15 protein-coding genes are annotated in these 13871 nt (G+C 65.3%); 8 read left to right on the top strand and 7 right to left on the bottom strand.

The window, feature by feature from the left end; translation table 11 throughout:
• The first annotated feature begins 60 nt into the window (after window positions 1-60).
• Together C6A86_RS07910 and C6A86_RS07905 are read left to right on the top strand one after the other, a co-directional pair.
• Complete coding sequence (locus tag C6A86_RS07910) at window positions 61-708, top strand: response regulator transcription factor (RefSeq protein ID WP_105366660.1); 648 nt, start codon at window positions 61-63, stop codon at window positions 706-708.
• 127 nt (window positions 709-835) lie between these two features.
• The gene (locus tag C6A86_RS07905) at window positions 836-1708 is read left to right on the top strand and encodes a universal stress protein (protein WP_105366659.1); all 873 of its coding nucleotides are present in this window, start codon (window positions 836-838) and stop codon (window positions 1706-1708) included.
• Between the two features lie 72 nt (window positions 1709-1780).
• On the opposite strand, the gene dmpG is transcribed toward C6A86_RS07905, so the two are convergent.
• Genes dmpG through C6A86_RS07885 form a run of 4 tightly spaced genes read right to left on the bottom strand, consistent with a single transcriptional unit; the run spans window position 1781 to window position 5182 of the window.
• A complete protein-coding gene (gene dmpG / locus C6A86_RS07900; protein WP_105366658.1) occupies window positions 1781-2800 on the bottom strand; it encodes a 4-hydroxy-2-oxovalerate aldolase in 1020 nt (339 codons plus the stop codon).
• Window positions 2797-3753, bottom strand: a complete 957-nt coding sequence (locus C6A86_RS07895) for an acetaldehyde dehydrogenase (acetylating) (RefSeq protein WP_105366657.1) — start codon at window positions 3751-3753, stop codon at window positions 2797-2799. Before C6A86_RS07895 ends, dmpG begins: the two co-directional genes overlap by 4 nt.
• Before the next feature lie 8 nt (window positions 3754-3761).
• Window positions 3762-4550, bottom strand: coding sequence for a 2-keto-4-pentenoate hydratase (locus C6A86_RS07890; RefSeq protein WP_105366656.1), 789 nt, complete (start codon window positions 4548-4550; stop codon window positions 3762-3764).
• Window positions 4550-5182, bottom strand: coding sequence for a TetR/AcrR family transcriptional regulator (locus C6A86_RS07885; RefSeq protein WP_105366655.1), 633 nt, complete (start codon window positions 5180-5182; stop codon window positions 4550-4552). Before C6A86_RS07885 ends, C6A86_RS07890 begins: the two co-directional genes overlap by 1 nt.
• Before the next feature lie 105 nt (window positions 5183-5287).
• On the opposite strand from C6A86_RS07885, the gene C6A86_RS07880 reads away from it, so the two are divergent.
• From C6A86_RS07880 to C6A86_RS07860, 5 genes are all read left to right on the top strand, one after another.
• Window positions 5288-6862, top strand: coding sequence for a bifunctional 3-(3-hydroxy-phenyl)propionate/3-hydroxycinnamic acid hydroxylase (locus C6A86_RS07880; protein WP_105366654.1), 1575 nt, complete (start codon window positions 5288-5290; stop codon window positions 6860-6862).
• Window positions 6859-7725, top strand: coding sequence for an alpha/beta fold hydrolase (locus C6A86_RS07875; protein WP_105366653.1), 867 nt, complete (start codon window positions 6859-6861; stop codon window positions 7723-7725). Before C6A86_RS07880 ends, C6A86_RS07875 begins: the two co-directional genes overlap by 4 nt.
• Entirely contained in the window at window positions 7722-8732 is a 1011-nt protein-coding gene (locus C6A86_RS07870) for a VOC family protein (RefSeq protein WP_105366652.1), read from the top strand. The genes C6A86_RS07875 and C6A86_RS07870 overlap by 4 nt, the downstream gene beginning before the upstream one ends.
• Window positions 8733-8940: 208 nt before the next feature.
• Window positions 8941-9582, top strand: a complete 642-nt coding sequence (locus C6A86_RS07865; RefSeq protein ID WP_105366651.1) for a TetR/AcrR family transcriptional regulator — start codon at window positions 8941-8943, stop codon at window positions 9580-9582.
• 48 nt (window positions 9583-9630) lie between these two features.
• Window positions 9631-10884 (top strand): acyl-CoA dehydrogenase family protein, encoded by a 1254-nt coding sequence (locus C6A86_RS07860; protein ID WP_233213288.1) that lies wholly within the window; start codon window positions 9631-9633, stop codon window positions 10882-10884.
• Between the two features lie 48 nt (window positions 10885-10932).
• On the opposite strand, the gene C6A86_RS07855 is transcribed toward C6A86_RS07860, so the two are convergent.
• The 3 genes from C6A86_RS07855 to C6A86_RS07845 form a co-directional block, all read right to left on the bottom strand.
• The gene (locus C6A86_RS07855) at window positions 10933-11169 is read right to left on the bottom strand and encodes a fibronectin-binding protein (RefSeq protein WP_233213287.1); all 237 of its coding nucleotides are present in this window, start codon (window positions 11167-11169) and stop codon (window positions 10933-10935) included.
• 22 nt (window positions 11170-11191) lie between these two features.
• Window positions 11192-12004: a hypothetical protein gene (locus C6A86_RS07850; protein ID WP_142407102.1), complete on the bottom strand. Its 813-nt coding sequence runs from the start codon at window positions 12002-12004 to the stop codon at window positions 11192-11194.
• Window positions 12005-12114: 110 nt separating this feature from the next.
• On the bottom strand, window positions 12115-12789 hold the full coding sequence (locus C6A86_RS07845; protein WP_142407105.1) for a TetR/AcrR family transcriptional regulator: 675 nt from the start codon (window positions 12787-12789) through the stop codon (window positions 12115-12117).
• On the opposite strand from C6A86_RS07845, the gene C6A86_RS07840 reads away from it, so the two are divergent.
• The gene (locus C6A86_RS07840) at window positions 12778-13866 is read left to right on the top strand and encodes a phosphotransferase family protein (protein ID WP_105366648.1); all 1089 of its coding nucleotides are present in this window, start codon (window positions 12778-12780) and stop codon (window positions 13864-13866) included. The two genes, C6A86_RS07845 and C6A86_RS07840, sit on opposite strands and share 12 nt — an antisense overlap.
• The last annotated feature ends 5 nt before the right edge of the window (window positions 13867-13871 follow it).

The raw sequence follows: 13871 nt of genomic DNA, 5'->3' as shown, positions 1-13871 counted from the left end.
ACTCCGCCCGCAGCACAATGGTCACCCGCCCGCGGTCGGCTGCGGGAGGGTTGGACAGCCATGGTGACTGTGTTTCTCGTCGATGACCACGAACTGGTCAGACGCGGACTGATCGACCTGCTCAGCACCGACCCCGAACTCCAGGTCATCGGCGAGGCCGGTTCGGTCTCTCATGCGTTGGCGCAGATCCCCGCCCTGAGGCCGGACGTGGCAGTGCTGGACGTGCGGTTGCCGGACGGCAACGGTGTCGAACTGTGTCGTGACCTGCTCGCCCGGATGCCCGACCTCCGCTGCCTCATGCTCACCTCGTTCACGTCCGAGGAGGCCATGCTCGATGCCATCCTCGCCGGGGCCAGCGGCTACGTGGTCAAGGACATCAAGGGCATGGAGCTCGCCCGCGCGATCAAGGACGTCGGCGCCGGTCGGTCACTGCTCGACAATCGCGCCGCCGCGGCGTTGATGGCCAAGTTGCGCGAGTCGGCCGAACACTCCGATCCGCTCTCCGGGTTGACCGCCCAGGAGCGAACATTGCTCGCACTGATCGGCGAAGGCCTGACCAACAAGCAGATTGCCGCCCGGATGTTCCTCGCGGAGAAGACGATCAAGAACTACGTGTCCCGGCTGCTGGCCAAACTCGGGATGGAGCGGCGGGCACAGGCGGCCGCGTTCGTTTCCCGACTGAACCAGCCATCGCGCCTGGCCGAGTGATCGGCCGGGATCCAGCGGCGTTCGAGGCCGAATGACCCTTCCCTCGGGCGGCGGCGCGTCATAGGTTGGCAGTGCCGGGCGCCCGGATGGGCGGCGCGGCCCATCCTGGCGAAGGGATCGACCGATCATGGGCGGATCATTGGACGCGGGCATCCTGGTGGGTGTCGACGGGTCCCCGTCATCGGAGACGGCGCTGCGCTGGGCGGCCACCGAAGCCGCCCTTCACGACTCGGCGTTGACGATCGTCCACGCGGTTGCGCCGATCCTCGGCACCTGGCCGGTGCTGCCGCCGCCGGACGGATTGCTAGACTGGCAGCAGGAACTCGGCGCGCGGATTCTCGAAGACGCCGAAAAGATCGCCACGGAGACCACCCACGGCGCCGTCCGGGTCACGACAGCATTCAGCTCGGCCGCACCGGCGGCCAGCCTTGTCGAACGCTCCAAGCACGCCGGCATGGTGGTGGTGGGAAATCGCGGGCGGGGGGCCTTGTCGCGAACCTTGCTCGGCTCGGTCAGCACCGCACTGGTGCACCGGGCCCATTGCCCCGTCACCGTGACCCATGACGACTACCTGCCGCCGCATGACTCGAAGGATCCGGTCGTGCTGGGCTTCGATAGCTCCGCCGCATCCACGTCTGCCATCGCGCTGGCCTTCGAGGAGGCGCAGCGGCGTCGGGTGGAACTCGTTGTGCTGCACGCCTGGTGGTCACCGGGTGCCTGGGAGCTCCCCCGATTCGACTGGGATGACCTGCGACCGGACATCGAACGAGAAGTTTCCGCCGAGTTGGTGGACTGGCAGAAGCGCCACCCCGACGTGGCGGTCCGTCGCGTCGTCGTGCTGGACCAGCCCGCGCGCCACCTCGTCGAACAGGCGGAGACGGCACAATTGCTCGTCGTCGGCAGTCGCGGCTACGGCGCGGTGGCAAGTACCCTACTGGGCTCGGTCAGTTCCGCCGTCGTCCAGGCGGCTCGGGTTCCGGTGATCGTCGCGCGCAGCTGAGTCGGTTGCGGCACAACCACTTCAGGGTTGACGTGAGCCGGTCGTGGTGTGTCAGAGAGCACGGTCGAGAGGTCACCGCACCGCTTCACCGCTGGTGAGGTCGAGTGCGATGTCGACAAGCAGGTCCTCCTGGCCACCGACCATCCCGCGGCGGCCGGCCTCCTCTAGCAGTGTGCGCGCGTCGATGTCGTAGCGTTCCGCAGCCGCCTCCGCGTGACGCAGGAAACTCGAGTAGACGCCGGCGTAGCCCAGCGTCAGGGTCTCGCGGTCCACCCGGACCGGTCTGTCCTGCAAGGGTCGGACCAGGTCGTCGGCGGCGTCCTCGAGAGCGTGCAGGTCGCAGCCATGATGCCAGCCCATGCGGCTGGCGGCGGCGATGAACACCTCCAACGGCGCATTGCCCGCACCGGCGCCCATCCCGGCCAGCGAGGCGTCGACTCGGTTGGCACCGCACTGCACCGCGACGATCGAGTTCGCCACCCCCAGCGACAGATTGTGGTGGGCATGAATGCCGACCTCAGTTGTCGGCGAGAGGCTTTGGCGCAACGCATCGACCCGCTCGGCTACGTCACGCATCGTCATCGCGCCGCCGGAGTCGACAACATAGACACAGGTTGCGCCGTAGCCCTCCATCAACGTGGCCTGCCCGGCCAGCTCGTCGGGGGTGGTCAGGTGGCTCATCATCAGGAATCCGACGGCGTCCATGCCGAGTTCGCGTGCGGCGGCAAGGTGTCCGGCGGAGATGTCGGCTTCGGTGCAATGGGTAGCCACCCGAACCACGCTCGCACCGGCCCGGTGGGCATCTATGAGGTTTCTGACGGTGCCGATTCCCGGTAACAGCAATGTTGCCACCCTGGCGCGCTTGACCACTCCGGCAACGGCTTCGATCCATTCCAGGTCGGTATGCGCACCGAAGCCGTAATTGCACGTCGAGCCGGCGAGTCCGTCGCCGTGGGCGACCTCGACGGAATCCACCCCGGCGTCATCCAGAGCGGTGGCGATGCCTTTGACCTGCTCGATGCCGTACTGGTGACGAACGGCATGCATCCCGTCACGCAGCGTGACATCGCTGATGTACAGATCGTGCGTCATGACCGGGCTCCGGCAGTTCGGCTGGCGTGCAGGGCGATCCGCTCGGCGGTGGCTTTGGCTGCCGACGTCATGATGTCGAGGTTTCCGGCATATGCGGGTAGATAGTGGGCTGCGCCGGCGACTTCGAGAAGCACGGTGACCCGGGTGCCGGTGAACTTCCCTGTTTCCGGAAGGAACAGCGGACTGTCGGCGGCAAAAGTCTCGAACTGCACTCGCTGCTTGAGCCGGTAGCCGGGAACATACGCTCGCACCTGGTCGACCATCGCCTCGACCGACCGCTCGATCGCGCCGTGGTCGGCGTCTCCGTCGACAAGGCAGTAGACGGTGTTGCGCATCAACACCGGCGGGTCGGCGGGATTGAGGACCATCAGCGCCCGCCCGCGTTGCGCTCCCCCGACGGCCTGCAGTGCGGCGGCAGTGGTCTCGGTGAACTCGTCGATGCTGGCCCGAGTCCCCGGACCGGCGGACTTCGCCGAGATCGACGAGACGATCTCGGCATAGGACACGATGCCCACCTGTGCAACCGCGGCAACGATCGGCACCGTGGCTTGTCCACCACAGGTCACCATGTTGAGGTTCGGGGCGTCGAGGTGGTCATCGAGGTTGACTACCGGCACACAGTAAGGCCCGATGGCGGCCGGGGTCAGATCGAGGACGCGCACCCCGGTGTCCTTGAGTGTGGCCCAGTTCGCCCGGTGTGCGCCGGCGGAGGTGGCGTCGAAGACCAGCTTGATGTCGCCGAAGTTCGGCATCGCAAGCAGGCCGTCGATTCCGTCGGCCGTGATGGCGGCACCCATCCGTTGGGCTCGAGCGAGCCCGTCGGATTCCGGGTCGATGCCGACCATCGCGCCCATCGTCAGTGGGCCGTCGCTGCGTAGGATCTTGATCATCAGGTCGGTGCCGATGTTGCCCGAGCCGATGATGGCAACCGGCCACTCTTGTTGCGGTTCCATGCTTTTCCTCAGGTAAATGCCAGCGACACGGTGCCCAGGCCGCTGATGGTGGCCGTCGCGGTATCTCCGGGGTGGACGAACGCGGCGGTGGTGAACGAGCCCGACATGACGAATTGGCCGGGTGACAGTTTCGTGCCGAATGGGGCGAGCGCGTTGGCCAGCCAGGCCACCGCCGCTGCCGGGTCACCGAGTACCGCCGAACCCGAACCGGAGTCAGCCTCGGTCCCGTTGAGCCACAATGACGCTCGGGCAGCAGCGAGTTCGACGTCCCGGCTGTAGGGCACCCAGTCACCCAGGACCACCGCACCGGAGCTGGCGTTGTCCGCGACGGTGTCGCGCAGCGTCAGCTTCCAGTCGGCGATGCGACTGTCCACGACTTCGAGCGCTACTGCGACCGCCTCGGTCGCGGTCCGCACATCGTCGATGGTCACCTCCGGCCCGCACAGCGGTTCACGAAGGAGGAAGGCGACTTCGGGCTCGACGCGGGGTGCGCAGAACTGTCCGCACCGCACGGCGGCTCCGTTGGGCACCACCATGCTGTCGAGGATGTATCCGAAGTCGGGTTCGTCGACACCGAGCAGATTCTGCATCGGTGTGGACGTCAGCCCGATCTTGTGCCCCAACAAGGTTCGGCCGGTTGCCAGTCGACGGGCCAGGTTCAGCTGCTGAATCGCGTAAGCGTCGGCGAGGTCCATCCCGGGATAGCGTTGCGTCAGCTGACCGATCGGGGTCACGTCGGCATGAGCCACCGCGAGCAAGTCGGCGGCTTGCTCAATCTGGTCGCGGGTCAGGGTCATCACCGCTCGTTCTCTTCGATCATTCGCATGGCCGTTTCGTACAGCGCGTTGCCGTGAAGGGTGAACAAGGACACCAGATCCACGGTGTCACCGCCGATCTCCTTGGCAATGAACAGGCCGTCAGCACCGGCGATGGCGTAGGTCGCCAATTGATCGACCTGCGCCTCGGACAGCCCTAGCGCCAGTTCCCGAAGGCTCGTCGACAGCGCTTCGTGCGCCTGCTCGCGAACCTGGATGAACCTCGCGCGCGCCCGCGGTTCCACCGGCCGGCGCTCCAGCGCGAGCATGAGGCCGAGGCGAAGGAAGTCCGGTGAGTCCATCACCGCCTTGGCCGTGCCCACCGCGACCTCCATCAGGCGTTCCCGAGCCACGACGTCCTCGGGCAGCTGCCACACCTTCAGCCAGTGCTCGAAGCTGCGTTCGATCACAGCCGCAATCAGGTCGTCCTTGTCCTTGAAGTGCCAGTAGATCGAACTGGCCGGCAGTCCGCACTTGGCGCTCACCGCACCGATGCTGGTTCCCTCGTAGCCGCGCTCGGCCGCGATCTCGGTGGCCGCGTCGAGAATTCGGTTGCGGGACAACTCGCCATCCGCTCGTCGCGGGCGACGCTTGGGCTTGTCTGGCGTGGCCATCTTCTCCCTACCTCTTGACTCTGTAGTGATCGCTACATTACCGTAGCGATCACTACAGGACAAGTCCCCGGTGAACGCGGACACGGCAGACAGCTGAGAACAGCCATGAATGATTCGTCGACCTATGACGTGGCGATCGTCGGTTACGGACCGGTGGGTGCCACCGCGGCCAACTTGTTGGGCCACATGGGCCTCAATGTCGTGGTGGTGGAGCGCGACCCCGACATCTACTTCCGCGCACGCGCCATCTCCACCGATGAGGAGGTGGTGCGGATCTGGCAGCAGGTGGGGCTGGCAGACCGGCTCAACGCCGACATGCAACCCGGTGCGGGTGCGAGCTTCGTCGACGCGAAGGGCGAGGAGTTCGTGAAGCTGCTACCCATCGACCGGGGCAACGGGCACCCGCCGCAGCAGTTCATCTATCAGCCTGCGGTGGACAAAGTCCTGCGCGAAGGGGTCGACCGTTTCCCCAACGTCGCGATCCTGCTGGAACACGAATGCCTGCGCCTCATCCAGCACCCGGATGGCGTCGAGTTGATGCTCGCCGACCTGACCACAGATCAGTTCAAGCGCGTCCGCGCCTCCTATGTGATCGCCGCCGACGGGGGTTCGAGTTCGATTCGCGGACAACTGGGGGTCGGTTTCGGCGGCCGTACCTTCTCGGAGCGCTGGATCGTGATCGACACAAAGGTGCTCCACGAGTGGCCCGGCCATGACCGGCTCCGATTCCACTGCAACCCTGCCCGGCCCACCGTCGACTGCCCCACTCCGCTGGGGCACCACCGCTGGGAATTCCCGGTTCGCGCCGAGGAAGACGAAAAGAACCTGCTCAGTGACGACGCCATTTGGGATGTCCTGTCCGCTCAGGGAATCACCGAGGCGAATGTCGAGATCATCGGATTCGCCTGTTACAGCCACCACGTCCGGTTCGCCGAACGGTGGCGGGTGGGCCGGGTTTTCCTCGCCGGCGACGCAGCCCATGCGATGCCACCGTGGATCGGCCAGGGTATGTGCGCCGGCGTCCGCGACGTGGCCAATCTCTGCTGGAAACTCGACGCTGTTCTATCCGGCTCGCTGCCCGAAACAGTGCTCGACACCTATCAAGCCGAGCGACTGCCCCATATCAAGGAAGTCACCGGTCGGGCAGTCAAGACGGGCAAGCTCATCGTCGAGCGAAATCCACTGCGGGCCGCGGTGCGCAACCACTTCTTCCGCACCGCAGGCAAGGTGCCCTACTTCAACGACTGGCTGCGCGACCACCGCTGGCTACCTGACGCGCGTTATCGCGAAGGGCTGTTGGCGCGCAACGGTAACGACGCCGTTGGCTGGCTCATTCCGCAACCCTGGGTCACCGACGAGAAGGGCGATCGGGTTCGCCTCGATGACGTCATGGGCGGCCGGTGGACAATCCTGCATACCGCGCCGGCGGCTCCTTCCCCCGCATGGCGATCTGCCGGCGTGCCCGCAGTGAGAATCGCCCCACGCGGCAGCGCTCCGGCCGCCGAATGCGTCGTCGATCGTGACGGCACTCTGACCCGCTGGCTCGAGAAGAAGAAGGCATCCACCGTTGCCGTGCGGCCCGACGGATTCATCTTTGCCGCCGGCGGCGAGCACCCACTTCCCCCACCGCCAGCCGGATTCACCGTCCCGACCATCCACCGAGTTAAGGACCACGCATGACCAGAGTCGAATCTGAGCACACCGTCCGCGTCAACGGCGCAGACATATTCGTCGCCGATACAGGCGGAGACGGCCCGCCCGTGGTCATGCTGCATGGTGGCGGTCCCGGCGCATCCGGAGTGTCGAACTACTCGCGCAACATTGATGCCCTCGCAGGCTCGCACCGCGTGATCGTCCCGGATATGCCCGGCTACGGCCGTTCGGCCAAACACGTCGACCACCGCGATCCCTTCGGATACCTGGCCGACATGATCCGGGGCCTGCTCGACGAAATGGGCATTGCGACCGCGCATGTGATCGGCAACTCGTACGGGGGCGCAGCGGCCCTTCGACTGGCCCTCGACACCCCGCACCGCGTCGGCAAACTCGTCCTCATGGGGCCGGGAGGCATCGGCACTACGCGAGGTCTGCCCACCGAAGGGTTGAAGAGCCTGCTGTCCTATTACGGCGGTGAGGGTCCCAGCCGGGAAAAGCTGGCAGCGTTCATCCGCACCTATCTGGTCTATGACAGTGCGGCGGTCCCTGACGAGCTGATCGACCTGCGCTATGCGGCCTCGATCGATCCGGAAGTAGTGGCCCATCCTCCCCTGCAACGGCCGAAGGGGCTGCGGACACTCTGGCGGATGGATCTGACCCGCGACACACGGCTCAGCCACCTGAACAATCCGACCCTGGTGCTGTGGGGCCGCGACGACAAGGTCAACCGCCCTTCCGGCGGGCCGCTCCTGCTCAACCTCATGCCGAACGCGGAGCTCGTGATGACTTCACACACCGGGCACTGGATGCAGTGGGAACGCGCCGAGTTGTTCAACCAGCTCGTCACCGAATTCCTCGGCACCGAATCACAATTGGCGTTCTCGTGACCACGACCACAGACGTCTTCGGCAAGGTCCATCTCGGGTATCTCGTGATCGAGACTGAGAAGTTCGACGACTGGCGACGATTCGGCCGCGATGCCATCGGCATGCACGTCGATGAGACACTCCCGGACGTGATGCGGTTCCGGCTCGATGACAACGAATGCCGCTTTCTGCTGCAGCGGGGTTCAGCCGAAGACACCACGGCATTGGGCTGGCAGATCGATGATCACGCCACGTTCGACACCATCGAGGCGCGTATCCGCAGTCACGGCGTGCCGGTGACCGAGGGGGCCGCAGAGGAGGCCGCGCTGCGTGGCGTCGAGCGGTTTGTCCGGTTTCCCGGGCCCAACGGTTTGATTCAGGAGATGTTCGTCAACGCTCGAATATCCACTGTACCAATGCATATGGTGAATCACGGTGGATTCGTCACCGGCGTCGACGGTATGGGACACGTGGCGATCGCGACCAGCAAGCCGCACCAGATGCGTGGCTACTACAGCACGGTGTTCGACGCCCGGCTCAGTGATTACATCGACGAGACGATCAACGGACTGAAGTTCAAGATCCGCTTCCTACGAGTCAACGAACGCCATCACACCGTCGCCATCGCATCGGTGAACCGGCTGCCGCTCAACCCGATCCGGACCCGCATCCAGCACTGCAACGTCCAGGTCGCCGAACTCGACGACATGACCCTCGCCTATCAACGGGTCAAGCAACTCGGTTTCGACATGGCCCTGTCGGTCGGCCAGCACACCAACGACAAGGAACTGTCGTTCTACGCCGTCAGCCCGTCGGGCTTCGAGTGGGAAGTCGGCTGGAACCCGATCGTCGTCGACGAATCGACCTGGGAACCAACCACCCATCACGGCATCAGCATCTGGGGCCACACCCCGGAAGGGCAAACGATCATCGACACCCTCGAGCGGTTCAAGACCGGCGTCCAATCGGTGTGGCGTCCCGAGGACGCCGTGCTCGCACTCGCCGGTTCCGGCATCGCCGACGACTGAGCAGGAGTGCATCTGACGCCCGCGGACCACAAAGGGCGCTACGCGCAACTATCGGCAGCCTTCCGCATCCGAACCCGACGACCTCACCCGGCAGGTGCGCAGCGAGCTCAACAAACCCATCCAGGAACGCACGCCGAGCTGAGGAACGCCCGAGCCAGTAAAAGTCAGCACTGACTGCACTCTTCGGAAACTCGGCTACCATGCCGAGATGACGACTGTCGACCCGCCCACCCGCAAGTCGCAAGCGAGCCGGCGTGCCAGCAGCCGAGCGCTCATCCTTGACGCCGCCGTCGATGTCTTGGTGGAACTCGGCTACAGCAGCACAACCACCGTGGCCATTCAGGAACGCGCCGGGGTTACCCGCGGCAGACTACTGCACCATTTTCCCTCCCGCGACGCCGTGCTGGTCGCCGCTGCGCATCACCTTGCCGGCGAGCGGATAGCCGAGATGGAGAGCTGGTTCGAACGCACCGACGACCCCGACCCCGGCGGATCGGAACGGATCGACACCGCAATTCACCAATTGTGGAACACCTTTCGTCAGCCCTACTTCTGGGCCGCAATGGAACTGTGGTCGGCCGCACGCACCGACATGGCGCTGCGCGACGAGGTTGCCACTGCCGAGCGCCGGCTCGGACGTGCGATCCAGAGCGTCATCGCCACGATGTTCGGGCCGGTGCACAGCAGTCACCCACAGTTCGACACCGTGCGCGACCTGCTGTTCAGCAGCATGCGCGGTGTCGCCCTCACCTACACCTTCATGGAACGCGATCCCGAGAAAGATCCGCATCTCGGGCTCTGGAAGTCGATCGCCCACCACTTCCTCCTCGAAGACCAAAACGAACTATAAACAGTCACACTCGACTGTTACTGTGGACTCGACACAGAAGGAGTGCAGATGTCGACCACGGATGCGCCGCCCGCCAATCCCCCGGTGCCGCGAACTCAAGACCACATGACCCATGATGTGTGGCTGCCGGACGAGATCATCGAGCTACGCATGGAGGCGCGGTCCGCCGTCGAGAAGCGGCTGGCGCCGTTCGCCCGCGAGATCGGGCAACGTGAGGAATCTGCCGACAGCTTCCCCTGGTCCGCGTTCCGCGGCCTCGCCGACGAGGGGATGTTCGCTGTTCCGTTCGGGTCCGAGTACGGGCGCGGATTGCAGCACCCGATGCTCGGCACCTGCACCGTCACCGAGGAGATCGCGTATCACTCGTCCTCCATGGCCGGCGTCTACGACGGCCAATGCATCCTGGTACCACAGACACTCACTTACGCTTCGGAGGAACTGCGCAGACAGCTGATCCCCGAGCTGATCAGCGGACAGACCGCGTTCTCCTTCGCCACCACCGAGCCGGAGACCAGTTCAGACCTCACCGCCGAGCGCATGCACACCGTGGCCGAGGACACCCCGGCGGGCTATGTGGTCAACGGCCGCAAGCGGTGGATCACGAACAGCATCGTGGCGGGCTGGGTGTCGGTGCTGGTGCGTGCCGGCGCCGGTAGCGACCGAGCGACGATGCTGCTGATCGACCTGTCGTCACCGGGCGTACGGATCGGCGTGCCGGACCTGAAGATGGGGCACCGCGGACAGATCACCGCTGACATCATTTTCACCGACGTTCTTGTCCCGCATGCCAACCTGCTCGGCCACGCAGGAAACGGCCTCAGCGTTGCGCTATCGGCGCTCGTGCGCGGCCGCGTCGGCATCGGCGCCGCGGGTGTCGGTGTCGCCCAGGCCGCCCTGGATCTCGCCGTCGCACGCCTGCGCACCCGCCACGTCTTCGGCGGACCACTAGGTGCGATGCAACATTGGCAGTTCACGATGGCCCAGCGCGCCACCGAAATCGAATGCGCCCGCACTCTTTACCAGAAGGCGGCCACCCTGCTCGACCGCGGCGACCGCAATGCCGAACCCGAAGCCGCAATGGCCAAGGCCTACGGCACCCGCTTGGCCAACGACCTGATCCGCGACGCGATACAGATCCACGGCGCTCTCGGTTTCGCCCGCCAGGTGGGCGAAACCGGAGAATCGGTCCGGCTGGAAGAGATGTATCGCGACGCCAAAATTCTCGAGATCTTCGAAGGCGCCAATGAACTCCAGCAGTGGATCGTCGCGCGGCAACTGATCGGCCGGGACGTCACCGGCTGAGTTCATCGCCACTCACCGCCCCATCAGGCAAGGTACGGGTGGCGCTCATCAGATACAGCCGCCGGCACAGGGATCGACGGGCTGCGCCGACTCCGGTGCCAGAATCCCTGCCCCGGTCTGCTGTTGGGTGTAGTCCACATCGCCTTCGAGCTCAGGAGCGATCGGCATGAATCTGCAGAGCAGCGACACCGCCAACGCACAAGGCTCATCCAGCGGATCAGCATGGACCGGAGCTGCCCCGACGACCGCCACGGCGACACCTACCGCGACAACGACCGCGCTCACGCAGCTCCTCGACAGCATCTGCTCACTCGGCTTCGAGGCGCCGGAGGGCCCGGAACGCGTACGGCGTCAGCACGGCGATCAGGACGAAGAACATCACGAACACGGCCCAGAAGTTCAAGAGTCCGTGCCAGGCGAACGGCCCGGTGCGCGCGAACGGCACAAGAGTGAGCGGAACGTAGACCGCGGCGGTGAGAAAGCAGACATAGCCGACCCATCGAGGGAACAGGGGCTCGCGGCGGCGATCCATCAGGATCGCGATTCCCAGAGCGGCGCTCTGCAGGAACGAGAACATGAACGTCAGATCGAAGAACAGCCAGCCGAAGTCGTACAGCGTCTGAATGGTCTCTGCCGAGCGGGATTCCGAACGAAATGCCGCCGTCTGCCAGACGACTGCGGGAACGGCGGTGACGACACCCGTCATCAGCCCGCCTATCAGTTCGGTCATGGACAACGGACCCATCGGACCTTCCATACGCCCGATGATCTTCGACAGCGCGATGCTCCACGTGTAGTAACACGGCGCACCAACGACCATCAGCACCATACCGATTCGAATGGCGGCCTCATGCTCCCGGAAGTATGCCGCGATGGCTGCGGCATCAAGGTCTTGGCTCGGCGGTGGCCAGAACCCGGCGAAGACCGCAAATCCCAACAGCCCCAGTCCGACGTAGACGCATACCGACCAGAGCGCAACCCGCAGCATCCGGTAGTCGCCACTCGTGCTCAGCTGCCCCTGGGCCCTCAACTCCGGACCGATCGTGGTTGCCATATTTCCTCCGCACGGTAATTCGAGTTGCGCAGCAGAGATCCGTCCGCGCGTGGCCATCGCCCACAACCGTGAATATAATCGAATTGATATTCAAAACACTAGACATCGGGTCATATACACGGCCGCGTGACCCCATGAAGCCCTTGATCAGAGCCACTTCGGCGGCGTCACAGTGCTTATTCTCTCTCGATATGAGGGTGCGGACCGCTGATCGCTCTCCCTGGAAGCCGTTCGGCCCCATCACTTTCGAGCAAGGTGATCAGATCGCGGAGGATGCCCGCAAGGCCTTCGATGTCCGGGGCCAACGCCGCCTGCTCGTACCCGACGAGCAGATACAGCGATGCGGCGGCGAACCGGTTCGCGCGCGGCTCGTCGACACCCATCTCGCGGGCGGAGTCGAGCACGACCCGGTGACGCAGCGAGTCAACTTCCGACTGAACCGCGGCGACCTCGTCGTCCACCCTGCTCCACGCGCGGATGGCTCCCTCAGCGGAGTGGTCCAGACGCACTGCGACGTCGACGAGACCCTCGATACGCCGACGAGGATCGGGCTCGGCGCTGATGATGGTGAGCTTCGCCAGCGTGCCGTGCTCTTTCCAGTACTGGATCAGCTGGCTGCGGTATGCCGCCCAACTGTCGAAGAAGTGATAGAAGGATCCCGAGGTCACACCAAGCCTGCGACACACTTCGGCCAGCTTGAGGCAGAGGTGACCGCGGTCGGCCAGAACTTCCAGACCCACGATCATGTAGTCCTCGCGAGTCACGATGAGTGCGACCGCTCCTGCGCGACCCGACTTGATCTCATTGACATATTCTAATTCATGATAAATAAAGTTGTCATGGACACTCATCCGGAAGCCGGCCTGACTGTGCCCGCCCATGACACCACCCGCGGTGGCCACGGGCCCGACGGCGCGGGGATGTGGACGCAGCCGGTCGCCGTCCTTGACTGGATGCTGGCCCACGACCTCGACGCCACGCCTCCCCTGACGATCACCCGCGTGGGCATCGGCCAGTCGAACATCACCACCGTGATCACCGATGCCGCCGGCGGCGAGTGGGTGATGCGTGAACCGCCACCAGGCACCTCGGCCGGCTCGGCACACGATCTTCTCCGCGAGGCGGGCATCCTGCGAGCACTGTCCGGTTCCGGCGTCCCGGTGCCACGGTTGGTCGGCACGGGCACGAGCCCGGAAGGGTCACCCTTTCTGGTGATGGAGCGCGTTGCGGGCGCCGCGCTGGAGAACGAGCAGGACGCTCATGCGCTCACCCCTGCTCAGCGGCGCGATCTCGGGGTCTCGGTGGCCGCAACGCTGGCCACACTGCATCGCCTCGACCCAGACATTCTCGGCATCGAGGTCTCGCGCAGCCCGTACGTCGCGCGGCAGATCCGCCGCGTGACGGCGGCATGGGATCTCGTCTGCACCGAGAGTCGCCACGACCGTGACTGGCGGGCGGTGCGCGACGGACTGGCGGAACGCATGCCGCAGGCCGGTCCCCCGGCGATCATGCACGGCGACTATCGGCTGTCGAATCTGCTGGTTTCCGCGGGGCGGATCACCGCAGTTCTGGACTGGGAGCTCTGCACTGTCGGCGACCCGCTGGCCGACCTGGCCTGGTTGCTCGACGACTGGCGGCCCGCAGACGAGCCCGCCATCGTGATGCCCAGCCCGACCAGGGCCGGCGGGTTCCCCGACCGCGACGAGATGGTCTCCGTGTACCGCGAGGTCACCGGGTGCCGAGTCGATGAGCTCGACTACTACCGGGCTTTCACGCAATGGCGCGCAGCCAGTCTGCTGGAGGGAGTCCGGGCGCGTCGCCGCTCCGGGGCAATGGGGTCACATGCCGCCATCGACCCAGAAGAGCTCGAGGACTCCATCGGTGTGCTCTTGACGTCGGCGGCCGCGCAGATCCGAGCGACGCGCTGAGTTCA

The sequence above is a fragment of the Mycobacterium sp. ITM-2016-00316 genome (assembly GCF_002968335.2).
Taxonomy (GTDB): Bacteria; Actinomycetota; Actinomycetes; order Mycobacteriales; family Mycobacteriaceae; genus Mycobacterium.
Note: the sequence above shows the minus strand (reverse complement) of the source record. Positions and strands in the feature narration are given on the sequence as shown.

Bases quoted from the DNA above. Each gene is read 5' to 3' on its own strand.
- C6A86_RS07910 (WP_105366660.1), top strand. From the start codon at position 61: ATGGTGACTGTGTTTCTCGTCGATGACCACGAACTGGTCAGACGCGGA.
- C6A86_RS07905 (WP_105366659.1), top strand. From the start codon at position 836: ATGGGCGGATCATTGGACGCGGGCATCCTGGTGGGTGTCGACGGGTCC.
- dmpG (WP_105366658.1), bottom strand. From the start codon at position 2,800: ATGACGCACGATCTGTACATCAGCGATGTCACGCTGCGTGACGGGATG.
- C6A86_RS07895 (WP_105366657.1), bottom strand. From the start codon at position 3,753: ATGGAACCGCAACAAGAGTGGCCGGTTGCCATCATCGGCTCGGGCAAC.
- C6A86_RS07890 (WP_105366656.1), bottom strand. From the start codon at position 4,550: ATGACCCTGACCCGCGACCAGATTGAGCAAGCCGCCGACTTGCTCGCG.
- C6A86_RS07885 (WP_105366655.1), bottom strand. From the start codon at position 5,182: ATGGCCACGCCAGACAAGCCCAAGCGTCGCCCGCGACGAGCGGATGGC.
- C6A86_RS07880 (WP_105366654.1), top strand. From the start codon at position 5,288: ATGAATGATTCGTCGACCTATGACGTGGCGATCGTCGGTTACGGACCG.
- C6A86_RS07875 (WP_105366653.1), top strand. From the start codon at position 6,859: ATGACCAGAGTCGAATCTGAGCACACCGTCCGCGTCAACGGCGCAGAC.
- C6A86_RS07865 (WP_105366651.1), top strand. From the start codon at position 8,941: ATGACGACTGTCGACCCGCCCACCCGCAAGTCGCAAGCGAGCCGGCGT.
- C6A86_RS07860 (WP_233213288.1), top strand. From the start codon at position 9,631: ATGTCGACCACGGATGCGCCGCCCGCCAATCCCCCGGTGCCGCGAACT.
- C6A86_RS07840 (WP_105366648.1), top strand. From the start codon at position 12,778: ATGGACACTCATCCGGAAGCCGGCCTGACTGTGCCCGCCCATGACACC.
- C6A86_RS07845 (WP_142407105.1), bottom strand. From the start codon at position 12,789: ATGAGTGTCCATGACAACTTTATTTATCATGAATTAGAATATGTCAAT.